This is a genomic window from Sphingomonas sp. KC8, from assembly GCF_002151445.1.
GTDB lineage: Bacteria > Pseudomonadota > Alphaproteobacteria > Sphingomonadales > Sphingomonadaceae > Sphingomonas_E.
The window spans coordinates 3,918,334-3,941,407 of sequence record NZ_CP016306.1; the positions used below are offsets into that span (position 1 = coordinate 3,918,334).

22 protein-coding genes and 1 pseudogene are annotated in these 23,074 nt (G+C 60.4%); 12 read left to right on the plus strand and 11 right to left on the minus strand.

Annotated elements, in window-relative coordinates:
• Position 1: 1 nt before the first annotated feature.
• From KC8_RS20415 to KC8_RS18750, 3 genes are all read right to left on the minus strand, one after another.
• Entirely contained in the window at positions 2 to 1,096 is a 1,095-nt protein-coding gene (locus tag KC8_RS20415; RefSeq protein ID WP_138956774.1) for a hypothetical protein, read from the minus strand.
• A 54-nt stretch (positions 1,097 to 1,150) separates the two neighbouring features.
• Entirely contained in the window at positions 1,151 to 1,525 is a 375-nt protein-coding gene (locus KC8_RS20015; protein ID WP_138956773.1) for a hypothetical protein, read from the minus strand.
• A gap of 514 nt (positions 1,526 to 2,039) precedes the next feature.
• Positions 2,040 to 3,170, minus strand: a complete 1,131-nt coding sequence (locus tag KC8_RS18750; RefSeq protein WP_010127428.1) for an AAA family ATPase — start codon at positions 3,168 to 3,170, stop codon at positions 2,040 to 2,042.
• A gap of 486 nt (positions 3,171 to 3,656) precedes the next feature.
• On the opposite strand from KC8_RS18750, the gene KC8_RS18755 reads away from it, so the two are divergent.
• Complete coding sequence (locus KC8_RS18755) at positions 3,657 to 4,265, plus strand: recombinase family protein (RefSeq protein WP_010127427.1); 609 nt, start codon at positions 3,657 to 3,659, stop codon at positions 4,263 to 4,265.
• A gap of 306 nt (positions 4,266 to 4,571) precedes the next feature.
• Here KC8_RS18755 and KC8_RS20160 read toward each other — a convergent pair whose 3' ends face one another.
• Positions 4,572 to 5,636 carry an AraC family transcriptional regulator gene (locus KC8_RS20160; RefSeq protein ID WP_083831307.1) on the minus strand — a complete coding sequence of 355 codons (1,065 nt, stop codon included), beginning with the start codon at positions 5,634 to 5,636 and terminating at the stop codon, positions 4,572 to 4,574.
• A gap of 131 nt (positions 5,637 to 5,767) precedes the next feature.
• On the opposite strand from KC8_RS20160, the gene KC8_RS18765 reads away from it, so the two are divergent.
• Both KC8_RS18765 and KC8_RS18770 read left to right on the plus strand, forming a co-directional pair.
• Positions 5,768 to 6,952: an epoxide hydrolase family protein gene (locus KC8_RS18765; RefSeq protein ID WP_010127425.1), complete on the plus strand. Its 1,185-nt coding sequence runs from the start codon at positions 5,768 to 5,770 to the stop codon at positions 6,950 to 6,952.
• Positions 6,952 to 7,749 carry a metal-dependent hydrolase gene (locus tag KC8_RS18770; protein WP_010127423.1) on the plus strand — a complete coding sequence of 266 codons (798 nt, stop codon included), beginning with the start codon at positions 6,952 to 6,954 and terminating at the stop codon, positions 7,747 to 7,749. The genes KC8_RS18765 and KC8_RS18770 overlap by 1 nt, the downstream gene beginning before the upstream one ends.
• Positions 7,750 to 7,901: 152 nt before the next feature.
• On the opposite strand, the gene KC8_RS18775 is transcribed toward KC8_RS18770, so the two are convergent.
• Complete coding sequence (locus KC8_RS18775; protein ID WP_010127422.1) at positions 7,902 to 9,206, minus strand: SLC13 family permease; 1,305 nt, start codon at positions 9,204 to 9,206, stop codon at positions 7,902 to 7,904.
• Between the two features lie 135 nt (positions 9,207 to 9,341).
• Between KC8_RS18775 and KC8_RS18780 the strand changes: the two genes are divergently transcribed.
• Complete coding sequence (locus tag KC8_RS18780) at positions 9,342 to 10,172, plus strand: hypothetical protein (RefSeq protein ID WP_010127421.1); 831 nt, start codon at positions 9,342 to 9,344, stop codon at positions 10,170 to 10,172.
• A gap of 220 nt (positions 10,173 to 10,392) precedes the next feature.
• Here the strand turns inward: KC8_RS18780 and KC8_RS18785 are convergent, their stop codons facing one another.
• Entirely contained in the window at positions 10,393 to 11,022 is a 630-nt protein-coding gene (locus KC8_RS18785; RefSeq protein WP_050805464.1) for a TetR/AcrR family transcriptional regulator, read from the minus strand.
• Positions 11,023 to 11,223: 201 nt separating this feature from the next.
• On the opposite strand from KC8_RS18785, the gene KC8_RS18790 reads away from it, so the two are divergent.
• From KC8_RS18790 to KC8_RS18800, 3 genes are all read left to right on the plus strand, one after another.
• Complete coding sequence (locus KC8_RS18790) at positions 11,224 to 11,736, plus strand: MFS transporter (RefSeq protein ID WP_232455576.1); 513 nt, start codon at positions 11,224 to 11,226, stop codon at positions 11,734 to 11,736.
• A gap of 46 nt (positions 11,737 to 11,782) precedes the next feature.
• A protein-coding gene (locus KC8_RS18795; RefSeq protein WP_138956601.1) for an IS3 family transposase occupies positions 11,783 to 13,146 on the plus strand; the annotation gives its coding sequence in 2 pieces (ribosomal slippage) (positions 11,783 to 12,130 and positions 12,133 to 13,146; 1,362 coding nt in all).
• A 79-nt stretch (positions 13,147 to 13,225) separates the two neighbouring features.
• On the plus strand, positions 13,226 to 13,636 hold the full coding sequence (locus KC8_RS18800; RefSeq protein ID WP_086495634.1) for an EAL domain-containing protein: 411 nt from the start codon (positions 13,226 to 13,228) through the stop codon (positions 13,634 to 13,636).
• A 163-nt stretch (positions 13,637 to 13,799) separates the two neighbouring features.
• On the opposite strand, the gene KC8_RS18805 is transcribed toward KC8_RS18800, so the two are convergent.
• The 3 genes from KC8_RS18805 to KC8_RS18815 all read right to left on the minus strand — a co-directional run bounded on the left by KC8_RS18805 (position 13,800) and on the right by KC8_RS18815 (position 17,179).
• Positions 13,800 to 14,978 (minus strand): winged helix-turn-helix domain-containing protein, encoded by a 1,179-nt coding sequence (locus tag KC8_RS18805; RefSeq protein ID WP_010122977.1) that lies wholly within the window; start codon positions 14,976 to 14,978, stop codon positions 13,800 to 13,802.
• A 221-nt stretch (positions 14,979 to 15,199) separates the two neighbouring features.
• Positions 15,200 to 15,787: a hypothetical protein gene (locus tag KC8_RS18810; protein ID WP_010122978.1), complete on the minus strand. Its 588-nt coding sequence runs from the start codon at positions 15,785 to 15,787 to the stop codon at positions 15,200 to 15,202.
• A gap of 84 nt (positions 15,788 to 15,871) precedes the next feature.
• Positions 15,872 to 17,179 (minus strand): S8 family serine peptidase, encoded by a 1,308-nt coding sequence (locus tag KC8_RS18815; RefSeq protein WP_037494880.1) that lies wholly within the window; start codon positions 17,177 to 17,179, stop codon positions 15,872 to 15,874.
• 68 nt (positions 17,180 to 17,247) lie between these two features.
• Here KC8_RS18815 and KC8_RS18820 point away from each other — a divergent pair, with 68 nt between their 5' ends.
• Positions 17,248 to 17,751 carry an RNA polymerase sigma factor gene (locus KC8_RS18820; RefSeq protein WP_010122981.1) on the plus strand — a complete coding sequence of 168 codons (504 nt, stop codon included), beginning with the start codon at positions 17,248 to 17,250 and terminating at the stop codon, positions 17,749 to 17,751.
• 4 nt (positions 17,752 to 17,755) lie between these two features.
• Positions 17,756 to 18,457 carry an anti-sigma factor family protein gene (locus KC8_RS18825; RefSeq protein ID WP_086495636.1) on the plus strand — a complete coding sequence of 234 codons (702 nt, stop codon included), beginning with the start codon at positions 17,756 to 17,758 and terminating at the stop codon, positions 18,455 to 18,457.
• A gap of 108 nt (positions 18,458 to 18,565) precedes the next feature.
• Here the strand turns inward: KC8_RS18825 and KC8_RS20420 are convergent.
• Positions 18,566 to 18,916 (minus strand): annotated as a pseudogene (locus KC8_RS20420) (tyrosine-type recombinase/integrase); the annotation flags it as partial.
• Between the two features lie 333 nt (positions 18,917 to 19,249).
• On the opposite strand from KC8_RS20420, the gene KC8_RS18835 reads away from it, so the two are divergent.
• Entirely contained in the window at positions 19,250 to 19,984 is a 735-nt protein-coding gene (locus KC8_RS18835) for a hypothetical protein (protein WP_010124003.1), read from the plus strand.
• A complete protein-coding gene (locus KC8_RS18840; protein WP_198360957.1) occupies positions 19,981 to 20,745 on the plus strand; it encodes an SDR family NAD(P)-dependent oxidoreductase in 765 nt (254 codons plus the stop codon). Before KC8_RS18835 ends, KC8_RS18840 begins: the two co-directional genes overlap by 4 nt.
• 53 nt (positions 20,746 to 20,798) lie before the next feature.
• Here KC8_RS18840 and KC8_RS18845 read toward each other — a convergent pair whose 3' ends face one another.
• Positions 20,799 to 21,680 carry a helix-turn-helix transcriptional regulator gene (locus tag KC8_RS18845; RefSeq protein WP_083831184.1) on the minus strand — a complete coding sequence of 294 codons (882 nt, stop codon included), beginning with the start codon at positions 21,678 to 21,680 and terminating at the stop codon, positions 20,799 to 20,801.
• 207 nt (positions 21,681 to 21,887) lie between these two features.
• Between KC8_RS18845 and KC8_RS18850 the strand changes: the two genes are divergently transcribed.
• Positions 21,888 to 23,063 (plus strand): DUF1214 domain-containing protein, encoded by a 1,176-nt coding sequence (locus KC8_RS18850; RefSeq protein ID WP_010123998.1) that lies wholly within the window; start codon positions 21,888 to 21,890, stop codon positions 23,061 to 23,063.
• The last annotated feature ends 11 nt before the right edge of the window (positions 23,064 to 23,074 follow it).

Here is a 23,074-nt window from a genome sequence, read left to right on the forward strand (position 1 = left end):
TCTATAGCCGTCTACGGCGACCATCCTCGCCCACTTGCGTGAGGTTTGCGTGTAAGGGGTGTTCGCATAGGCGTTCCAACTCATCCCAAAGGGCTGCGATACAGGACCGGACGGACGCGAGATAAGCCGGTCGAAAGGTAGTGTACCTGGCGGTGGTCCGCTTAACGGGGCTGTGTCCCAACGCGATCTCGAGCTCGGCCATGTCGACGCGCTTCTCTGCGATGATTGTGGCTACCGAATATCGAATCAGCTTTGGGCCCCAACCGCTAGGGATGTCCATGTCACGGGCCATGCCTTGCCAAGCCTTTTTGACCGATGCGACCGGAACCTGTTCAATCCATTCATCGCCATCGCTGCTGCGACGTATCACCTCCCGGCACACAAATTTGTTGTCGGTTTCCCGGAGCCAGCGGTCCAACATTGCAGGGATGGGTAGCGCGGCTCGACGTTTGCGGGTCTGGATGCGACCAGAAGGATTGAGATCGAATATCATCTGATTTGCACGCCATTGTTTGCGAGCGGGCAGCACCGACATGTCCATGATCGCATCAGGGCGATCGAGCGTGGAAATTGCTGCTATAAGGTATCGCCTGAGCGGCAAGAGACGTGCGGGATGTCCTGCGTACTTCCCGCCGCCGGCTGCGGTATAGTCCAACATCCTGGCGAGCATTTCCTCGGATAGCCTGAAATCCCGTGGCGCCGTGACCTGATCTCGCGTGAGGTGTTTGAGGACGGGGGCGGACGGCAAAAATCTGGGCACTGCATGATTTAGGGCCGCTTTGAGCTGGATTACGCTCTCCTCGACCGTTGATGCCGTCCGTGGGCGCTCGGAATGTGTCCAACCACCCTCGGATGCTCGCTTTTTCGTCAGGATCGGGTCTGCTACGCCCCAAGCCCGGAATCGGGCTATGACCCTATCGTCGAGATCGGAAGGCAGAATGGGGTCCGACATTCGCCCTTGCTCCACTTCATGATCGAGGAACCGGGAAAATAATTTCAGCCTCGATCGGATTGCATCGGCGCTCGCGCGATTTGAACCCACGGACAGCCAATAATCTGTCATCGCTTGGCTGACTATGTAGGGGGTATCTTCCACTGCCCGCCCAGGTTTGGACTGCGCCAGAAAAAAATACGTCCAGCGCCTGAGTGGCTAACTGAACATCTGGCGTGCCAGTGCTCTTGCGTTTGATCCGACCTGCGTTGCGGTCATACCAACAGATGTGCAATTTCGAACTGGCAGGCTTGCCGCCTTTGCCCTTGACGTAATCGAGGTAATATTCGCCTCTGGCGTAGAGACCGCCTTGGATCGCCATTCAGCATTTTCTTTTTGTACCTGATTTCGGGCGTCGCCAAGCAGTGCGATTGCGCCTGAGAGCGTCAGGAGATCGAGGTCTTCGGGCGTAAGTCTAATGCCGCGTCGATGCTGGATCGCGTTCGATATCTTGCGATCCAGGTTGATGATCGCAGTCCCGAAGGGGCTGGGTGCCTGCCGGCTGGCAGAAAATGCCGGACCCTCGATCGTCATCGGGCGCTCCGCGAGCGGACAGCGGATCTGCCACTGCTGGATTGAGGCGCGGGGGCCGGTGCCAGTTTCCGGTGCCGCGGGTGATGTTCAGTGCCGGCATCGCGAAGCGCCGCTGCGTTAATCTGATAGGAAGTTGCCCTGATCCACCTACGATCCCCGAAGTGCTCTAACTTACTTGTTATCTTCAATTTTCATTCCCCTAAGGTGATTACACATCACCCTAGGGAAGCTTGTTCTACTGAGCTGAGAAGCCGCCGGTATCGGCGGAACCCACATTGCCTCGGATCGTGTACGAGAACGCTCAGGCCGCCTCTGCGGCCCGTTTCTGTCGATAGTGAGCTCGAGCCGGTTCGAGGTCGATTAAAGAAAAATTCGGCTTGAGATCTTCTATTTCTTCCATTCCTATAAGATTTCGTAGGTGCCATGAAAGTGTAAATCTTGTCTTTGAAAGTTATACATCATCATCTCCTATGACATGTTAGAGTGCAGGATTGATTGGCTTTTGGCGTATAAATTATTCCACTACAGAATGTCTTGTGAATTTTCCGTCTGATTCCGATAATTGTGTTGATTTTTCAATGAGATCAATGACTGCTGGCCAGGTTGTTTTTGGGTCTAGGGGAATTTTCTTCACATTCTTTTCGACGTCGCCCGATTTTTGAGATCTTTCAAAAATGTTTGGAAATTCTTCTGAAATATCCACAAAGCCGCCGTCCATGACGCGCCGCAGCGCGCGGGCGCGCAGGTCCGCTCCCATCGAGTTGGCTTTGGCAGTTGTGAGGTACAAAATGTCGCGCGGCAGGATGTTCGGATAGCGCGTAAGGGCTTGATCGATATTGTCCGTTGGACCGGCTGTCCGGAGTTCGAGGACGGCGCGTGGCGTTGTGGACCACATCGCCGATCCACGCAGTCGCTCGATCGCCGCGTCCTCGTGCTTCTTTCTGGCGTCCTTCGGGGTATGGCCGATGATCGCCCAAAAAACCCGCTGACGCCGCGGCATTCGGTTAACATGAAACAGGAAGTTCGACGTGGCTTCCGAATGCGCCATTTCGAACCCCGCCATTGATACTGCGGAATCTAGGATAACGCCGACAAACCGGTCGTCAGGGCGGCCGGCAGCGTCGGCCTCCGCGTTCCAATCGTCGATGAATCTTTCAATATGCGTCATCATTGAGGTGGGCTGCCACCCGCCGTCGGCTCCGCGTCCGAAGAGTGCCGGATTCGATTCTGGGAATTCCTTCGACGACATCGACAGGAACGGCATCACATGGATGCGATTGCACAGGTCTTCGACGTCAATATCTGCGTCATCGTACGCTACGCTCATTCCGCGGGCGATCGCACCAATGCGTTGGAAAAGGTGTTCGCGCAAATCTTCCGCTGACAACACGAGGATCTGGCCCTTGGCCCTTATCTTGGCACCGAGCCATCTTTTGGGGCGATTTTCGTCTCGAGCAGCGACATGGGCTGCTAGCCAGAGCAGGAACTGCGTTTTGCCGGTGCTACCGGTCCCAAAAACAACCGTTGCGCCAGTCGCGGGAAGAAGACCATCGACGGCCCAGTCCATGGCGTGGCTCTCGTTCGCCGCAGCCAAAGCGGAGTAGCCACCCGCGCGAGCACGCACGGTCCAACTTTCGTCATTCATTTACGCCTCCTTGATCCGGATTACGTCTCCTGGATCGGGACGCGCGCACGGAGGCGGAGGTTAATCGTCTGATACCGGAAAAAATTTCTCCTGTAAAAAATATTTACGATTCATTATCAAGTTGTTAACGATTTCTTAATATTTCCGCCCCCACAGATTAATGGGAATTAGAAAGGGGGATGAGAGGTCGAGCCCCGCTGAAGGGGCTCGACCTCTCATCCCCCTTTCTAATTCCCTCCTGGTTTTCGTCTGTTAGGGCGGCAAATCGCGGACGACGGAATGCTCGCGGCAGCGATGCTACGTCGATTTTCCAATCGCGCGCCGATTTCCGCAAATTACCCATGCCGCTGTGAGGTAGGTCCAGAACTTCTAAGTTCTGGCCTTGGGCTGTTTTGCGGTGACTTTCGGGGCCGAAAGATACCGAGAAGGGGAAAGAGCTAGGATTGAAAAGGTCAGGGTAGGTTTTGACCCTGAAGGAAAAAGAGATTGAGCCGAGTAGCTTTTTACCGCGTGTCGACCCATGACCAATCGATGGATGCGCAGCGCGCGATGATGGATGGACCGTTCGATCGAGAATTTTTGGATCACGCAATTAGCGGATCGACCATGGCGCAGCATCGTCCTGGCTTTTCCGCGATGCCGGAATATGTGCGGGAAGGCGATACACTATATGTGTACGCGGTCGACCGCCTCGGTCGCGACGCGATCGACGTCCAGACGAACGTAAGAGCCCTTCTCAGCAAAGGGGTTATTCTGCACGTTCGAGGACTTGGGCCCATCGGCCGCGGTGTGGGCGAACTCATCATTGCCGTACTTGCGCAAATGGCTGCAATGGAACGAGACCGGATCAAGGAAAGGACCGAGGCTGGCAGGAGGGTGGCCATTCGATCCCTGCAGCAATTTGGGAAAACGCATCGTGGCAAGGAGAGCCTCGGTCGGCCCCGAGCATGCGATCCGGCAGAAGTGCGTGAATGGCGAGCGGCGAATAACGCGAGTGTCGCTATCACTTCTCGGCATTTCGGGATATCGGCGTCAACGGTGAAGCGCTATTGCCGATGCAAGGAACAAGGTTCAGCGCCAGACGGGCGGGGATAGTTCTCCGGCCGGACGATGACCCGGTTTTCGAAGGCTCCATCCGATCGCTAAACACCTCGAGCGTGGTGGCGACGGGCGGCCTGCGGTGCATCAGGATGGCCGCTGTTGGCCTTTTACGGACGGGCATGTTCAGGATCTAGGCAGCGAGATAGCTGCGCCTCCAGGGAGCAGGCTGACGCCGACAGCATCCGCCGACATTGCCGTCGTTCAACGGTCAAAACGCATTCCCGGAAGCGGACATCGCCTATCAGGCGGGGCATCGGCACCGTGCATCAGGTTTTGCTGCCATACCCGCGTGGGGAACTGTTATTTTCCCCTGCGGAATTCGGAGGGGCGTTGACCGGTCCAACCCATGAAGGCGCGACGGAAGGTGCGTGCGTCGTGAAAGCCCGTGCGCCGCGCAATTGCCGGAATATTCAGCGCGGCCTCGCCAAGGAGATGCTGCGCCATTTTCTGCTGCCACGCGGATCGCAGAGAGAGAAAGGATGTTCCTTCTTCCTTCAGACGGCGATGGAGTGTCGAGGGGCTGAGCTGCAGATGTTGGGCGGTGGCGATCCGATCGGGGACGGGGGCTTGCGCCAACTCGCATTCAAGGAACAAGGCGCTGACACGGCCTGATATCGGCGCGCGCTTGCGCACGGAAAACAGTGGGTCGTGGGCGATAAGCTCCACGGCTTCCATCGCAAGAAGCGGCGGAGCGGAGATGCCTTCATCGAGCGCGCCGATTGCGAACTGAAGATAAGTTCGTCTGCGGCTGCATAAAATGGGGATGTTCAGGGCCAACAGGCACGGATCGTTGATCGTCTCCTCCCCATGGGTGAGGCCGATTTCGACGATTTTCGATTTCGTCCCGCCAAGCCAGGTCAATACGTTCACAAGGAAGATCAGGCCCGCAGCTGTGAGACTGAGGGGCGGGTCCTGCAATGTCGACGACAGATCGACGGCCAGCCGATCGCGATCGCCCTCATGGGTAAGGGTGATGCCAATACCGTTCTGGGCGATCGCAGCATTGAACTGGACGATCCGCTCCACCGCTTCGCGCAAGGTTGTGGAAGGCGCGAGCGCCGTGACGAGTATGGCGATGACGTCCCTGCGGGCGGTGAACGCGACCGGGACTTCCCGTCCGATCGCTTCTGCAAGCAAGATCGCCGCAGCCCCATAAATGCGGGCGAAGTGGTGCCGCGGAAGCGCCAGAACCGCCTCGCCCGATACGATTTCCGCCAGTGGCAGGTCGCGTTCGGCTGCCGCCAACAGGCCGAACCGAGCATCATCGCGCACCGCCAGATCGCGCAGCAGCGGCGCCAGCATACGACTTGGAATGACATCCCCAGCGGGGCGCACATCCATGGTGTTCGATTGTGTGGCCGCCATCACCTGACAAATTATGTCCCCCTTCTGGCAAAATTCAAGCGCTAGCCGCGCAATCGCGCGACGGCCATTCTTCAGCCTCGAAAGCAGCAAGCATCGATCAGGGCGGCAAGGTGGTCGCGGCGGGGACGAGAATGAAGCCTGAACCTTTTGCGATCCATGCCGAGCAAGCGATGCTCGACGAGCTTGGGCGACGTCTGCAGGCGACCCGCTGGGCCGACGATATCGCCAATGACGATTGGTCTTCTGGAACGAACGCATCCTATCTTCGCGAACTGGCCGATTACTGGCTTAATCACTTCGATTGGCGGGCGCAGGAAAGGACCATCAACGCCTATCCCCATTTCCGCATCCTGCTGGATGGGATGCCGATCCATTTCATCCATCAGAAAGGTGTGGGCGATCATGCGATGCCGCTGATCCTGACGCATGGCTGGCCCTGGACGTTTTGGGATTTCGCGAAGGTGATCGGTCCGCTGACGGATCCAGCGGCACATGGCGGCGATCCGGCGGACGCCTTTGACGTGATTGTGCCGTCCTTGCCGGGGTTCGGCTATTCAAGTCCCCTCCGTCAATCCGGCGTCGACGCCCGCGTGACGGCTGATCGGTGGCGCAAGCTGATGGTCGAGATATTGGGCTATCCCCGCTTTGCGGCCCATGGCGGCGATTGGGGGGCGTTCGTGACCGCCCAATTGGGGCACAAATATCCGGGCGACGTGCTGGGCATCCACATGATCGGCGGGGCGCCGCTCGATTGCTTCGGAAAACCATTGCCCGACGCCTCGTCCTATGCGGTGGACGAAGCTGGCTGGCACGCCAAAACCCAGGCCTTCTTTGCGACGGAAAGCGGCTATTCGGCGGAACAGAGCACCAAGCCGCAAAGCCTTGCTTATGGCCTGCACGACTCGCCCGTCGGTCTTGCGGCATGGCTGGTCGAAAAGCGCCGCGGCTGGAGCGATTGCGACGGCGATATCGCGCGACGTTTCACCAAGGACGAGTTGCTCACGTCGATCATGATTTACTGGCTGACCGGCACGATCGGCACGTCGGCGCGATATTATTACGAAAATCGCAAAGCAGGCTGGCAGCCGTCGCATGATGGCACCCGCATGGTTGATGTGCCGACGGGCTGCCTCAAGCTCGAGGCGGATGTGTGCCATTGGCCACGCAGCCTGATGGAAGCCAATTTCAATTTGCAGCGCTGGACCCGTTCAGCCGAGGGCGGCCATTTCGCGCCCGCCGAAGTGCCCGATCTGGTTATCGCCGAAATTCGAGATTTCTTCCGACCCTTGCGCCGCACCCAGCAGGAGGATCAGTGATGAAAGTGCGTCGGCCCGCACTGGATTTTGCGAAATCCCTGCCGCTGTGGATGAAGGATCGCGAGTTCTGCCACATTCTGAACGCATCTTCGGTCGTGATCATGCAGCTCGAACCCTATCTGAACAAGGTCATGCTGCGCGCGCGGACAATGCTGCCGTCCGACGATCCGCTCCAGCCCGATCTCAAGACGTTCGTCCAGCAGGAAACCGCCCATTGCCAGCTCCATGCCCGCTACAATCGTGCGCTGTACGAGGCCGGCTATGATCGCCTGAAATCGTTCGAGGCGGCCATCGGGGCCGATTATGAGCGTTTTCTCGACACAAAATCGATGCGGTTCAACCTCGGTTACTGTCAGGGTTTCGAATGCCTTGGGCCGCTATATGCGGAGCTGATCTTCGAAGGCCTCGACGATCTGTATGAAGGGGGTGACCAACAGGTCATCCATCTGTGGAAATGGCACCTGGCGGAAGAATATGAACACCGCATGGTCGCCCACGACACCTATTATCGCCTTGGGGGAAACTGGCTGCACCGGCTGTACAGCACCTTCACCACATTGCGGCATCTCAAGAAATATAGCGGGATGATCGCGGCGCATATGCTCAAGGTCGATCGGGCGGGCATGTCGCCCGACGCGGTGCGCCAATCGCGACGGGCAGCCAAGCGCGCGCGGCGGCGCCTGGCCTGGTTCCTCCTGCCGCGCTTCCTGCCACTCCTTTCGCCTTTCTATACGCCGGCGCGCCACCGGTCGCCTGATGGACTACACAGCTATCTGGGTGAGGCGTTGCCAATATGAAGGAATGAACCCGGATCGTCGCCGGCGGGATCTGCGGTTCTTCCAGCTTTTTCGGCTGACGTACATGATGGGACCGAATTTTTCAGGGACGCCCGCCCGACTTCCGCAAGCGCCGACATTTCGGCCATCCAGCGCGGGGTGGAAAGGCAAATCTAGAAAGGAAAGGCTGCCTGGATCGCGATGATGGCCACCGCGAAAGTGATGAGGTTGAGCGGCAACCCGACACGGACAAAGTCCATATAGCGGTAGCCTGCCATCTGGTAGACGATGACATTGGTCTGATAGCCAAAAGGGGTCGCGAACGCTGCGCTGGCGGCCATCATGACGGCGATCAGGAAGGGACGCGGGCTGACGCCCAGACTGTCGGCCAGCGCGACGGCGACCGGAGTCACCAGCACGGCAACCGTGGCATTGGAGAGTAGTTCGGTCAGGACCATAGTGACGCCGTAGAGCACGATCAGCGCGACAAGCGGGCTAAGCCCCTCGACACTGGTGATGAGCAGGCCCGAAGCCTGCGACGCCAGCCCGCTCTGGTCCATGGCGATGCCAAGGACGACCATTCCGGCGATCAGGATGAGGATTTCCGGCTTGAGGCCAGCGTAAGCCTCGTCCGGGCTGATCACGCGCAGAAGAATGAGCAAAACGGCCCCGGCCAGCGCGGTCGCGGCGATCGGGGCAATGTTTAGCGCCGCAAGCGCGATGACGCCCACGAATATTCCGGCCGCCAGTGCGGCTTTGCGCGGATGCAGCGCGCGCGGCTCTGCGAACAGAGAGGCGTCTCCAACCTGCGCGCTGTGAATCGCGTGCGGGTCGATCACCTTGGGCAGTATCTGCGTTTCCTCTTCAGGCCGGGCGAGCATGCGCCCGCTTACCAGCAGGAGGTAGAGGCCGCCGGCGATCGCCACGGGCAGCCCCACGGGCGTGATCTCGAAGAAGCCGAAACGGGGTTGTCCGGCGACACGCGCCATATCGTCGACAAGCAGGTTGGTGGAGGTGCCGATCAGCGTGCAACAGCCGGTCAGAACGGTGATGTAGGAAAGCGGCATCAGATAGCGCTTTGGCGACTGGCCCAGCGACTGCGCGATATCGCGGATGACAGGGGCGCCCAGCACAACGATGGGGGTCGAGTTGAGAAAGCACGAGGCACAGCCGATCATGCTCAGGAGCAGCCAGATCCCTTTCGAACCCATCCGCTTGCACAGGTTGACACCCAATGCGATCGCGCGGTCCAGCAGTCCGCTCAGTTCCAGCGCATAAGCAATGACGAAGAGCGAGGCGAGCGCCATGATCGCCGGGCTGGCGAAAGCGCTCTGCACCTCGACAGGTCTTACAACGCCCGTAATCAGCAGAAAGGCGGCGCCGCTCAGCGCCACCACGTCGGCGCGTACCTTGTCCCAGATGAGCGCGGCAATGACCATCGCCAGAACCAGGAGGGTAAGAAGTTGATCGAGCGTCATTGCATCCCTGCCTCGGTCCATGGCCGCCGTCTGTCAACGAAAGACGCGCCAACGGTCTTCGGGGTGGGAGAGCAGCAGATGCTTTGCTAGGACGGGTTTATGCAGGAGCCGACCCCACATTCCAGTCGATTGGCCATGGCCGGCGGCCTTGCCGCGCTGCTGCTGGTGGGTGGCGGCGGTTTCCTGATCGGTCGCACCACGGCTCCCGAACCTGCGCCTGCAGTGTCGGCCATTCCGACGCCCCAACCCGCACCGCCGCCTCCGCCAGCAGCCATCGCGCCGCCCACTCTGGAACGAGCCGGATTACTCGACCTTGTCGCCGATGCAGTGGACGCTGTGAGCGCTTCGCGTCCGCTGCCAGAGGCGGTACAGGCAGCGGCGGGCCGGCGCTTCGACCTCGCGCTGCCTTTCGGCTGCGAGGGGCCGGTCGAGGGCGAGCGCACAGCGCCGTTCGGATGGCAGTATGACGAGGCGAAGACCACCCTGCGCGTGTGGATCAATCCCGTGCGGTGGGAACGCGCGACATGGGGATCGGCCGAGACCGGGGAAGGCAAAGCCGCGTTCGAAGGCTTCTGGATCGCCAAGCCCTGGTCGACGGCGACGGATTGTCCCGCCACCGCGCTTTCCGGCGCGATCAATACCGCTCCGTCGGGTCAAACCCAAAGCGAATTGGCGATCGCGCGCCTTGTTGAAGCCGATGCAGGCAAGAGCGCGCGCAGGCTCGACATCGTCAAGCGGATGGAGCCGGGCGATTTCGATCCCGCACGCGGATTTACCTTGCGGATCATTGGCCGCCTGCAATCAGCCGAGGCGGGCAGGCCAGTGCGATGTTTGCAGCCCACGGAACAGCACCAACGACCACAGTGCATGATCATCGGCGACTTCGCCGAGTTGCGCGTCGAAAATCCAAAAACGGGCGATCTGCTGGGTGTTTGGCCGATGAGTGAAACGAGCCAGCGCGATTGAGGCAAGGCGGCATCAGACCGATGCGTAGCTTTCCTAACGCCGGTCGCGCCATTCGTTTTCGATAGGGTGAGCGCGGCCCAGCAGCGACTGGAATTTGGACCGCTTCGGCCGCAGACCTTTGCCGATTCCCTTCGTTCAATTCACGCTGAGATTTTGGGAATGGCAGTCGGTTGCGGCCAACCGCCGTCCGATCCGGAAGCGGAGAAGGGCGTGCGGCCCCTCAACTGCTCGTTGGGTCCTGTTGCAGAGATGTGGGCCCCGGATTTGTTATCCCGAGCGCCTCGCGCACCCGATCGAGGGCGATCGCCACGGGTTCCTGTTCGCCCATGAGTGCGAAGCTGCCATTGAGGGCGAACGCGCAATGGCCGTGGACTGTCGCAATCAGCGAGCGGGCGAGACGGGGAGCCTGGTCCCGGCAGGTTGCGGGCAGCACCCTGGCGATTTCGCTGACGACGATCTCAGTAAGCTCGGCGCGCTGTTCACCATCGGCGACCGGCATCGGCTCGTCGGGCGGTAGCCGATGATCGTAGATCGCCATCCAGAGGTTGGCGTTCGACGCGGCATAATTGAAATAGCCTTCTACAAGTGCGCGAATGCGATCCCCGGCAATATCGTCCAAGCGATCCCGCAGGAACGCGGCCCACAGGGCGAACGTCCGCGTGTTGATCGCCAGGATCAGCCGATCATAATTGCCAAACACATTGTAGATCGTGCCCACCGAATAGCCGATCCGCTTGGCGACCTCGCGCGCGGAGAAGCGCGCAAAGCCCACTTCCGCCATGTGCTTGTGGCCTTCCAGGACAATGAGCCGCTGAAGCTCCTCCCGGCTGTGATCGGATCGGCGTGCCATGATCTGAAGGTAGGGCAGAAATTGATCACTGTCCAATTATTTTATTGAACGATGATCAATTAAGTGGCAAGCCGCAATCATCGGCAGGATGAGTGGGCGTCTGGGATAAGCGCGAGGCAAGCGGCTGCTGTCGATGCGCCAGATAACAACACCTTAAGGCCTGCCGGTTACGATGTCCGCGAACGATGGGGATAAGACTGCATGTCTGCACCGGAACTGTCACTGCTCGGCAAGCGCCGATTCGCGCCACTGTTCGTCGTTCAGTTCCTGGGGGCTTTCAACGACAATCTTCTGAAGTTCGCGCTGCTCTTTCTGGCCAACTTCGGCCTTTATGCCGCACAGCCCGACAAGGCCGAGATGTTGGCGACAATCGCAACCGGCCTGTTCATCCTTCCTTATTTTCTCTTCTCCGCGCTTGCCGGCCAAATCGCCGACTCCTGGGACAAAGCGAAATTGGTGCGGCTGGTGAAGGCGGCGGAGATCGGCATCATGGTCTTGGCGCTCGGTGGCTTCTGGATGGAGTCGGTCCCAGCGCTGCTGTTGGCGCTGTTTCTGATGGGGCTGCATTCCACGATCTTCGGCCCGGTCAAATATTCGATCCTGCCCCAGCATCTTGGCGCCAACGAGATCATGGGCGGCACCGGCCTGATCGAGGCCGGCACCTTCCTTGCCATTTGTCCGGCGTCAGCACCCATGGCACAGATTAGGGGTTGAGATTTAAGGAGGGTTTGGGCTTCGTCGTAGTGACGAAGGAACGCAGATGAAGCCCAAACCCTCCTTGCGAAAATCGCCGACGAAGGCCTCTGCCGAAGCCGTGGTGAAAGACATTCGCCGACAGACGCGGCGGCATTTCTCAGCCGAAGACAAGATCCGCATCGTGCTTGACGGACTGCGCGGCGAGGACAGCATCGCCGAGCTGTGCCGGCTCGAAGGCATTGCCCAGAGCCTCTACTACACCTGGTCGAAGGAGTTCATGGAAGCCGGCAAGCGCCGTCTTGCCGGTGACACCGCCCGCAGTGCAACGACGGGCGAGGTTCAGGACCTGCGCCGCGAAGCCCGTGCCCTGAAGGAATGCGTGGCCGACCTGACGCTCGAGAACCGTCTTCTGAAAAAAAGCATGATTGCGGATGGGGGCGACGACGAATGAGCTATCCCGCATCCGAGAAGCTGGAGATCATCCGGATCGTCGAGCAGTCGCACCTGCCGGCCAAGCGCACGCTGGACAAACTCGGCATTCCCCGCCGGACGTTCTACCGCTGGTACGACCGCTATCTCGAGGGCGGGCCGGAGGCGCTGGAGGATCGCCCCTCGGCGCCGAGCCGGGTGTGGAACCGCATCACCGAGGATATCCGCGCGCAGATCGTCGAGATGGCGCTTGATGCAACCGAGCTTTCCCCTCGCGAACTGGCGGTGCGCTTCACCGACGAGAAGCGTTACTTTGTGTCGGAAGCCACGGTTTACCGCCTCTTGAAAGCGCACGACCTGATCACCAGTCCGGCCTACACCGTGATCAAGGCCGCCGACCAGTTCCACACGAAGACCACCCGGCCAAACGAGATGTGGCAGACAGACTTCACCTACTTCAAGATCATCGGGTGGGGCTGGATGTACCTCTCGACCGTGCTCGACGACTTCTCGCGCTACATCATTGCCTGGAAGCTGTGCACCAACATGCGCGCCGAGGACGTCATCGACACGCTCGACCTCGCCCTAGCGGCTTCCGGCTGCGATCATGCCACGGTGCTGCACAAGCCGCGGCTGCTCAGCGACAACGGCCCCAGCTATATCGCCGGTGAACTGGCCGAGTACATCCAGGCCAACAAGATGAGCCATGTGCGTGGTGCCCCATGCCATCCGCAGACCCAGGGCAAGATCGAGCGCTGGCACCAGACCTTGAAGAACCGCATCCTGCTGGAAAACTACTTCCTGCCCGGCGACCTCGAGGCCCAGATCGAGGCCTTCGTCGAACACTACAACCACCGACGTTACCATGAGAGCCTGGCCAACGTGACACCCGTCGACGCCTACTTCGGCAGGGCTGCGGCCATCCTCAAACAACGCGAAAGGATCAAGCGACAGACGATCGAATATCGACGCTTGCAGCACCGCAAGCTCGCCGCCTAACATCAAACCCCAGACGAGGCCCGCACTCCGCTATTTTACGCCGCGATCTGTGCCAAATGTTTCGACGACGGACAGTCTCATGATGCCCGAACCCGCTGAAGCCTTGCGCGTGTTCAGCAAGCTGCGCGGGTTGGGCGTTGAAATCTCTATCGACGACTTCGGCACCGGATATTCCAATTTGCGGTACTTGGAGCGTTTCCCGCTCACGGAGATCAAGATCGATCGCAGTTTCGTACGCGATGTCGAGCACAGCTCAGCCAAGCAGGTGATCGTCGAGACTATCATCAAGCTGAGCAAGGCGCTGAACATCCGCGTTGTCGCCGAAGGGATCGAGACCGAGGCGGAGTTCTCCTTCATGAGGTCGCTAGGCTGTTCGGTCGGCCAAGGTTATCTCTTTTCGCGCCCGCTTGATGCCAGCGCTTTTGACGATTTTATTGAGAACCACGCTATCTCGAGTGGAATATCTCAGCGCAGCAACCTTCTGACCTAGCTTGATGAAATTGTTCCCAGATTAAGGCAGGTCGTCCAAAATCTAGGGGTTCCGAGCGGTACACTCGACTACATTGGCATCGACAAAGCTGCGGTCCAATGTCTATTTCCGGCTGTCTGAAACCTGCCGGTCGTTCATTTGCGCGTTGCGCATCCGATTTCTCTCAGGATGACTGGTCTGCCATGCCGACCTGGACGGCATCGAGGCCAAGCCACCTCGCCATCCGATCGAGTTCAATCATGAGGCGTTCCAGCGCGTCCGCAGGCGCGTCCGGTTCGAGGGTGATGCGATGCGCAAGCAGCACGCCGGTCTGGCGGTCTGCCTTGAGATCGACGCGGGCGACCAGCGCTTCATTCATCAAGAAAGGCAGGACGTAATAGCCATGGGTACGCTTGTCTTGTGGGGCGTAGATTTCGAGGCGGTAGCGGAACCCGAACAGGCGCTCGGTGCGACTGCGCTCCCAGATCAGAGGGTCGAATGGTGCGAGCAACGCCGCACCATTCACGCGACGCGGCAGGCGGGCGTCGCGATGCATCCAGGCCTTCTGGCTCCAGCCTTCGACCCGCACGGGGATGAGAATAGCCGCCTCGGCCAACGCAGTGATCGCATGATCCGCCTCTTCGGGTTTCAGGCGAAAATAATCGCGCAAGTCCGCGACCGTCGCGACGCCGAGCGCACGAGCACTGCGTTCGATCAATGTGCGCTGTGCGCTTGCGGCGTCCGGTGTTGCGAGGTCGAGAACGGCTTTGGGCAACACGCGTTCGGGTAGATCATACACACGCGCAAAACTGCTGCGGCGCGTGGCCGTGGTGATCTGGCCCGACCAGAACAGCCATTCGAGAGCGTGCTTGGTGTGGCTCCATTCCCACCAACCGCTTTTGCTCGATCCGTTCTCGAAATCAGCCGCTGTCATCGGTCCTTCCGCGATGATCCGGTCTAGCACGGCCTGTGCTTCAGGCCGGCGTTCAGTCGCGAAGCGCTTCAGGGCCGGATAACCGATCTCGCCCCGCTCGGCGCGCGCCATCCGCCAGCGCAGCAGCGGATGAAGATCGAGCGGCAGAAGCGAGGCTTCGTGCGCCCAATATTCAAACATGCGGCGCTGCTGTTTGGCGCCCCAGGCATCCAGTTCAAGCAGCGTTCGATCATAGCCGCCGAGCCGCGAGAAGGCGGGAAGATAGTGCGCACGAGCCAGAACGTTGACGCTGTCGATCTGGAACAGTCCCAGGCGATCAAGCGATCTGCAAAGATGTGCGCGGGTCGGCTTTTCGGGCAGACGAGCACCGAACCCCTGCGCAGCGAGCGCGATCCGGCGTGCTTCGTCGAGAGAAAGGGTGGTCGTCACTGACGCTTGCCTGGCGATGCCTGTGCGGCGCGTCAATCGCTTTGGCCATCAGCCAATCGGCGCCCGCGCGTCGGCTCCCGCCGACAAAGCGATCATTCTGCGCACCCAGCTCCTTCTTCGGGAGCGGACATAAGACGGGTCGGTTTGTGGCCGTTGTTTCATAACGGGCAAGACGATCCCGCCCGTCGACGTTGCGACGGGCGGTTTTGAACATCCGATGCTCAATGCTGCGGCTGGGTAGCGTCGTCAGATTTATTGGCTGTCGCCGCCCCGGAGCCGGTGACCGAACCCGTGCCGCTGGCCCCGGCCGTAACCGATCTGGCATTACCAAGAGCGCCCTGCGTCGTGCCGGTCGCGGCAGCGGTTGCCTGGCCAGCGATGCTACCGGCAGCATCGGTCCCGACCCCCCGGAGCGCGACGTTCGCGCTGCGATCGATCGACTGGCTGGCGCTGGCCGAACCGCTGCTGTTCAGGAGGGGGCCAGCTGGGCCCGAAGCGGAGGTCGCGCTGCTCACCGTCCCGGCAAGCGTGCCTGCCAGGCCGGCATCCGCGCCGGCGGAACCGGAGCGCGCGTCAATCGAATTGCTGGCGTGCGCATTACCAGAGCCGCTTACCGAACCGGTCAGCTTCTGCGTTGCTGAGCCGAGCGACCCCACCGAGCCGCCGAGCGAACCCGCGCCATTGAGTGCGCCGGAGGCAGCCCCACTCACACTGCCGACCGGACCGCCGCCACCGCCGAGCAGTTGTGCCTGTGCCGGGAGAGTTGTTATGGCGATGGCGAAGCTGGCCGAAAGGATGGTGCGTTTCATGGTTTTTCTCCTTGATTGGCGGGCCGATTTTCTGGGCCGTCATCAGGAGAACGATGGCGGATAGCGGGTTCATCCCGAACAGCGTCATTTTTTCGCGCCGACATCTGCGGGGACAATCCTGCACGGCCGGCAGACGATGCCGCGCCCCACTTTACCGTGGCCAGGGCTGGCTTCGCGTTCGACCACCGCAGCATCACCGCCCGCGGCCGCAAAACGCGCGGCGACCAGCGGTGCTGCAAAGGATGTGCCGCGCACCGCCGCATAGCCCTTGCCGGGAAGAGCTACCGCCATGTCCGCGCCGGGTGCCGCGAAATCGAGATGCACCGCACGCCCCGCCTCCGTCAGCGCGCGACCGCGTGCATCGACACCGGTCACCGCGATCACGTCGGGATAGGAGGCCGGATAGGATGGCGGGGCGGCCGGCCCATCATTGCCGACCGCTGCGACGATGCGCATGCCGCGGCGATTGGCTGACTGGACGGCCCACTCGATCAGGCGGTTGGGCGGCCCGACCAGACTGATATTCACTACGCGCGCCCCCCGCCCGGCGAGCCAGCCGATCGCGCGCGCGATGGCATCGGCCGACCCCGCAGCCGGATTGCCGCCATACACATCGGCGGCGAGGAGCGTACGACCAATGGCAGCGCCCCGAAAACGTCCATCCTGCCCGACAAGCAGCGAAGCGACCGCCGTGCCGTGGCCGCTTGCACGTGGCGCACCGTTGACGAAACCGCGCTGTTCGATTTTCGCCACGGTCAGGGACGGGTGCGCGGCGATACCCCCATCGATCATTCCAATCGCCGGCTGGTTGGCGGGTGCCCTGCCCAAAGCCAGCGCTGCCGCCGATCCCGCACCCAGTGCAGCGCCGGCGGGTTCGAAGATGTGATTGAGGTCAAACTGCCCCTCAGGAGCAAGCTTGCGCAGGCGCTGGAGCGCTTCGCGGCTATCATCGCCCTTGGGCGTGCCGAGCACGACCAGATCGAGGTCGAGACCTTCGATGTGTTCCCGACGCAATATTGCGAAGCCCGCGGTTTGGATTCTGGCCAGCATTTCCGGCGTGGGATCGAGGGTGATGACTTCGTTCCGGCGGATGGGATTGCCCATATCGTCGGCGTCGAGCGTGGCGCGATTGGCGCGGATCAACGCTTGTAGCCGCGCGCGACGCAGATCCCGGAGCGAGCGTGGATTTAAGTCCGACACCATCTGATCGATTTCCAGCCGGCTGACGACGCCACCCACGGCGGCCGGTGTCTGGTGCAGCACCGATGGCAATGCACCGCCGATCACCTGACCGGGAAGGTTCCCGATCGGTGCCGACAATAATTGCGCGTCGACCGCGCCGCCCAGCAGCAGCGCCGCCACCATTGTCGTTCCCGCTATCCGCCTTCGCATCATCGCTTCCTTTTATTTTTCTCCGTCGAAGGATTAAACGACGCAGACTGATCGTTTCATTCGCATGGATGAAAGGAATTTTCTTGGACGCGTTCGAGGACGGGTTGGTGGCGCTCCTGCCAAGGATTCGTCGCTTCGCACACGGCCTGTCGGGCAATCGCACGGATGCCGACGATCTGGCCCAGATCGCGATCGAACGCGCGCTGAAGGCGCGGGACCAGTGGCAGCCGGGGACACGGCTCGATTCCTGGCTCTATCGAATCGCCCGCAACGCATGGATCGATACGGCGCGCGTACAGGGACGCAACGCGAAGCGCTGGGCTCCGGCCGAGGCGGGAGAACAGGTGGGGCATGACCCGCGGCCAGGCATTGAAGCGAAGCTCGAGCTCGATCAGATCATGACCGCGATGACCCAGCTACCCGACGACCAGCGCGAGGCCGTCGCACTCGTGTTGATCGAAGGGCTTGGATATCGCGAAGCGGCGGACTTGCTGGACATACCGGTTGGGACATTATCCAGCCGGCTGGTTCGCGGGCGCAACGCGCTGATGGCCTTGATCGGGGAAGGATGAAGCGATGATCGACGACGAAACGCTCTACGCCTATCTCGACGGCGAACTGTCACCGGCTGAAACCGTGCGTGTCGAAGACGCGCTTGCGAGCGATCCGTCGCTGGCCGGGAAACTGGCGCAGCAACGCGCTTTGCGTGAACGGCTTGGCAGAGCGTTCGGCCCGATCGCCGGGGAGCCGGTGCCGGTAGCGCTGGTTGCCGCCGCCCAGCCGACACGGATAATCGCCCTGGCCGAAGCGCGCGCGGACCGGCAGGGGAGGCGATTGCCGCAATGGGCGGCAATCGCCGCAACGCTGATCGCCGGGCTGGCGGGTGGCTACGCCTTCAACTCCGTTTCCAATCCATCGATCGTCGAGCGTGGCGGCGAACTGATTGCGGCTGGCCCCGTCGCCGAGGCGCTGGACAATCAGCTGGCGAGCGCGGGACCGGCGGCAGGCCCTGTGCAGGTGCGCCTGAGCTTCCGCGATGGAGACGGCGCCATCTGTCGCAGCTTTGCGTCGTCCGCCGCATCGGGTGTCGCCTGCCGTGAAGACAAGGAATGGGCAGTGCGCGCGATGTTCACGGGGCAGAGCCGCCAGATGGGCACCTATCGCACCGCCGGCAGCGATGATCCGGCATTGATGGCGTATGTAGACAGTATCCGCGCTGGCGATCCGTTTGACGCACAAGCGGAGGCGAAGGCGAAGGCAAACGACTGGGGTCGCTAACGCCGCCATAGCCGCCGTTCGATGTGCCTGGAGCGTTCCCTAAAATGCCGGACGCCCGTTCATTGGGCGTGGAGCGGCTCCTCGTCGGAACGAGGAGCCGCTATGAGAGATTTCGGTACGCTCCGCAAGGCTCAGGGCGTCATCTATATCGACGCCGAGATATTTGACGATGTTCTCGATCTTGCTGTGACCGAGCAGGATTTGAACGGCTCACAGATTGCCGGTGACTTTGTAGATCATCGAGGCCTTGGTCCGGCGCAGCGAATGCGCTCCATATTCTGCGCCGTTCAAACCGGCAGCAACGACCCATTCGTCGACCAGACGTGCATATTGGCGCGTGCTGAGATGGCCGGTGTAGTCGACCCGGCTTGGGAACAGGTAATCGCCAGCCCGACCACGACTCTGCTCCAGCCATGCTGACAGGCTTATCCGGGCATTGGTCATCAGCTCGAACTGGACAGTGGTCTGGGAGCCGGATCGTGATGCATCCCCATGGTCAGCCCATCGGGGCGTGAAGCAGGGACCGGGCCGTAAACGCCGACATAGAGCATCTTCCAGAGCATTTTTCAGCCAGATGGTTCCATTGGACTGGAAGATGCTCTGACCGAACGGTCAGCCCGATCCCATCAATTGATGATCGTTTGGCGATATTTATGATCTATATGCGAAATTTCCGACCATCTATGGCCGTGACGCCGCACGCCTGCTTCACTAGGAAAAAGCCGTCCGAGAAAGGTGGACGCCGCGCGGACATCGGCTGATTTCTGCGCGCGCAGAGCATGGAGGGGCATTTTGGAAAAGATAATCTACATACTCTGGAAACCGGATTCCCAGCCCATCGAACAGTTCAATGCCGTGTTGCTTGAAAGCGTTCGGGACAGGTTGCTTTCCCTCCCGGTAGACCGGCTCCAGATCAACATCGTCGATGAGGCGGTTGCCGCTGGTGCGCCCCTGCGCGCCGAGCCGGTGCAGCCGGCCCCAGCCGCCATGATCGCCTTCTGGTTGAACGCTGCCCATGACAGGCAGCCGGTGGAAGCCATATTGAGCAGCATCGCCCCGCGTATCGCAGGGTATGCCGTGGCGGAATCGACCGTGCTGCCCAACACCGACGCACCGGCCGCCGATGGCCGTGTGCGCGGTTTTTCGCAACTGGCCTTCCTGTTCAAGCTGCCCGGCATAACCCGCGAGGGCTATATGGAAATCTGGATGCGGGATCAGACCTGGGTCGGCGTGGAAACACAGGATACATTCTATTATTGCCAGAATATCGTGACCCGCGTGCTGACCCCCGGGGCTCCGCCATGGGACGGGATAGTGGAGGAATGCTATCCGATCGAAGCGATGACGGATCCGCTTGTCTTCTGGAAGGCTAACGGGTCCGAAGAGGTGTACAAGGCCAATTATGCCCGAGAAATGGCCAATGTCGCGCGCTTCCTCGATCTGCCCAACGTTTCCGTCATGATCACCAGCGCCTACCGCCCCGGCGGATGGACGGACCCCGCCGCGCTGCGGGATATCCGCGGATGAGCACACCCATGGACCTGACCGGCAAGGTCGCCCTGGTCACGGGCGCAAGCAGCGGCATCGGCCAGGCAACCGCCGAATATCTGGCCGAGCGCGGCGCAAGCGTCGCCGTTGTCGCCCGCACCGTCGCACGCGGGCGCGAGACAGCTGAACGGATCATGGCTGCCGGACGGACCGCCATTTTCATTCATGCCGATGTGGAAGAACCAGAAGCGATCGCTGCGATGGTGAAGCAGACCGTCGATCATTTCGGTCGCCTGGACATCGCCTTCAACAATGCTGGGATGACCGGCACCGTTGCGCCTTTCCACGAACAGTCCCTGTCCGATTGGGACCAGGTTATCCGTACCAATCTCAGTTCCATATTCCTGAGCATGAAGCATGAAATCACCGCCATGCTGAAATGCGGCGGGGGTTCGATCGTGAACAATTGTTCGGGTGCGGGCGTGATGGCCGCACCCGGCCTTCCCCATTATACGGCCGCAAAGCACGGCGTATTGGGGCTGACCAAGGCTGCGGCAAAGGAATATGCGCCCCACGGCATTCGCGTGAATGCAATCTGCCCCGGCTTTATCGAAACACCGCAGCTTGGCCGGTATATCGACAGCCCGGAAGCACGCACTGCCGTCGAGGCCGGGATCCCCGTCGGCCATATGGGGCAGCCGATCGATATTGCCCGCGCCGTCGCCTTTCTGTCGTCAGCCGAAGGCGCCTATATTTCCGGCGACACGATGTTCGTCGACGGCGCCGTCATGTGCCGCTGATGCCCATTGCACGCAATCATATCCCACCCCGTGAACCGGCAAATGCCGGCCGGTTACCCTATCGAATTCCGATAGTTACGCGGCGTATGCCCCGTGACGCGACGAAAGCTGTGGGAAAAGGCAGCCGCGGTGGAAAAACCGAGCCTGGTGGCGATTTCGCCGATCGGAAGATCTGTTTCCGAAAGCAAGGTCTTCGCCTTGGACATGCGGATATGCTCGGCATATTTGGCCACGCTCTTGCCGGTGCTCTGCCGAAAGGCGCGCATCAGATGGCTGCCACTCAACCCGCACGAAGCGGCCAGGTCCGCTATACTGGGCGGAGATGCGCTGTTTGCGATATGATCGGAAATACGCCGCAATTGACTGGCTGGCAAACCGCCCTTGCGGCTTGCGGCCCGGGTCCGCACGGCCTGGAAATAGCGGGCGAGATCAGCCAGAATGAGCTGGCCGAGGCTGGTCGCCAAAGCCACGCTGTTCGCGTCAGGCCGCTCGCATTCCTCGGCCAGGCGGATCATTGCATATTCAACCCTCGGATCGTCTATGTGAAGACAGGCCTCAAGCTCGGCATCCGACCAGCTTTCGCCGGGCTGCTTCAGATTGTCGGTTTGCGCAAAACGGCAACGAACACTGGTGAATTCACCCCCGGCATGCCGAAATTCAAACGGCAGGCCCGCCGGACGCAGTATAAGCGCTCCAAGGCGCGCAAAATGGCTATGCGAACCAGAAGAGTAGCGCCCCGCACTGACCGGCAGCAGCGGCGACAGGCCCAAACTCAAAATCGTTTCGCTTTCGCATGTGATGCGGTCCTCGCTCCGCAGCGGTGGATAATCGCAGAGTTCAACGATCATCCCGGGCACTTCAAGGCGCGCCTTTACGACGCGATCGTCATCACGCGCTTCAAGAATACCGGGGAGCGGCAATAGCGGCATAGTCATTTTCCATCGCTATCCGACCTGCTGCCAACTCGGCAACGGGATTATGATCTGTCCTCGCCCGTTCGGCCAAACAGTTACGCAAATGCGAAAACTATTGTGCATTTTATCGGAAAACGCGCAATTTTTATTGATTTTCATACGCAAATTGCCATTCAGGTGCGCATCTAAGCAATTACCATAAGCAAGATACTCTAAGTGGAAAACGCAATGGACGAAGTCGCAAGACGCACTTTTCTGGGGGCGGCAGGCCTTGCATTCGGAGGGCTGAACCTCGCCCAGAATGCATCAGCTCGCAGCTTGCCCGCGACGCCGAAAAATGGCTCAACCTATCTCAAAATCTGGCAGGATTTTTGCCAGGAGCTTTCCGGTATCGGGCAAATTCTGGAACGCCCCACCGTGCCGCGCAATGGCCTGGATCAGGCCGAGGGCATCCGCTACCTGACACGCCTGATGCGTGCCGCGTTGGAAATGACCATGGAATCCGCTGATCCGGATTTTCCGCGCTTTTTCCAATTGTCGAATGAAACTATCAAGATCGGCGCGGACAATCCGGACAATATCTATCTCAACAGTGTGGTTGCGGGTGATCGCAGCTACCGGATCACGGGCACGCGCGGCACTGTTCCGTATCTGAGCTTTGGTACGAAGGCCAATCGCTACAGCATCAATGGTGAAATGGCGACCACGGGCGAATTCGACGCCAAGGATCTGGTGCTGAACGCTGATGGCAGCTTCGAACTGATCGTCAGCCGCGAACGCACGGGCAAGAATTGGCTACCACTGGCGGCAGATTCCACCATGCTGCTCGTCCGGCAGACATTCCTGGACAAGCAGGCTGAAACGCCGGCGCAACTTTCTATCGAAGCGATCGGCGGACCGGCTGTTCCGCAACCATTGACCGAGGAACAGCTGGTGCGCGCCCTCAGCACCGCCACGGGCTTTGTCGCGGGAACAGCCAAAACCTTCGCGGAATGGACAGAATTGTTCATGACGAAGCCCAACCAGTTGCTGCCCTGGGATCAATCCTTCTTCCAGCGCGGTGGCGGCGATCCCAATATCCACTATCTCCACGGCTATTGGGAATTGAAGCCGGATCAGGCCTGGATCCTGCGCACACCTGTTCCGGAATCCCGTTTCTGGAATTTCCAGGTCGATAACTGGTGGATGGAATCGCTCGATTATCGCACCCGGCCCAACGTCTGGACCAATCCCAAAAAGGCCAGGCTGGAAAAGGATGGTTCGCTCATCCTTGTCGTCTCGCCACGCGATCTGGGCTTTGGCACGTGGATAGACACCGCTGGCCATACCAATGGCACAGCGCTGCTTCGTTGGGTCAATGCCGAAGCACATCCGGTACCAAAAACTGAAATCATCTCGATCTGATTTCCGGTATC

Bases quoted from the DNA above. Each gene is read 5' to 3' on its own strand.
- KC8_RS18780 (WP_010127421.1), top strand. From the start codon at position 9,342: ATGGCCGGCGGCCTTGCCGCGCTGCTGCTGGTGGGTGGCGGCGGTTTC.
- KC8_RS18840 (WP_198360957.1), top strand. From the start codon at position 19,981: ATGAGCACACCCATGGACCTGACCGGCAAGGTCGCCCTGGTCACGGGC.
- KC8_RS18790 (WP_232455576.1), top strand. From the start codon at position 11,224: ATGTCTGCACCGGAACTGTCACTGCTCGGCAAGCGCCGATTCGCGCCA.
- KC8_RS18810 (WP_010122978.1), bottom strand. From the start codon at position 15,787: ATGAAACGCACCATCCTTTCGGCCAGCTTCGCCATCGCCATAACAACT.
- KC8_RS18820 (WP_010122981.1), top strand. From the start codon at position 17,248: ATGAAAGGAATTTTCTTGGACGCGTTCGAGGACGGGTTGGTGGCGCTC.
- KC8_RS18825 (WP_086495636.1), top strand. From the start codon at position 17,756: ATGATCGACGACGAAACGCTCTACGCCTATCTCGACGGCGAACTGTCA.
- KC8_RS20160 (WP_083831307.1), bottom strand. From the start codon at position 5,636: ATGGCGGCCACACAATCGAACACCATGGATGTGCGCCCCGCTGGGGAT.
- KC8_RS18845 (WP_083831184.1), bottom strand. From the start codon at position 21,680: ATGACTATGCCGCTATTGCCGCTCCCCGGTATTCTTGAAGCGCGTGAT.
- KC8_RS18815 (WP_037494880.1), bottom strand. From the start codon at position 17,179: ATGCGAAGGCGGATAGCGGGAACGACAATGGTGGCGGCGCTGCTGCTG.
- KC8_RS18770 (WP_010127423.1), top strand. From the start codon at position 6,952: ATGAAAGTGCGTCGGCCCGCACTGGATTTTGCGAAATCCCTGCCGCTG.
- KC8_RS20015 (WP_138956773.1), bottom strand. From the start codon at position 1,525: ATGACGATCGAGGGTCCGGCATTTTCTGCCAGCCGGCAGGCACCCAGC.
- KC8_RS18765 (WP_010127425.1), top strand. From the start codon at position 5,768: ATGAAGCCTGAACCTTTTGCGATCCATGCCGAGCAAGCGATGCTCGAC.
- KC8_RS18785 (WP_050805464.1), bottom strand. From the start codon at position 11,022: ATGGCACGCCGATCCGATCACAGCCGGGAGGAGCTTCAGCGGCTCATT.
- KC8_RS18750 (WP_010127428.1), bottom strand. From the start codon at position 3,170: ATGAATGACGAAAGTTGGACCGTGCGTGCTCGCGCGGGTGGCTACTCC.
- KC8_RS18850 (WP_010123998.1), top strand. From the start codon at position 21,888: ATGGACGAAGTCGCAAGACGCACTTTTCTGGGGGCGGCAGGCCTTGCA.
- KC8_RS18775 (WP_010127422.1), bottom strand. From the start codon at position 9,206: ATGACGCTCGATCAACTTCTTACCCTCCTGGTTCTGGCGATGGTCATT.
- KC8_RS18800 (WP_086495634.1), top strand. From the start codon at position 13,226: ATGATGCCCGAACCCGCTGAAGCCTTGCGCGTGTTCAGCAAGCTGCGC.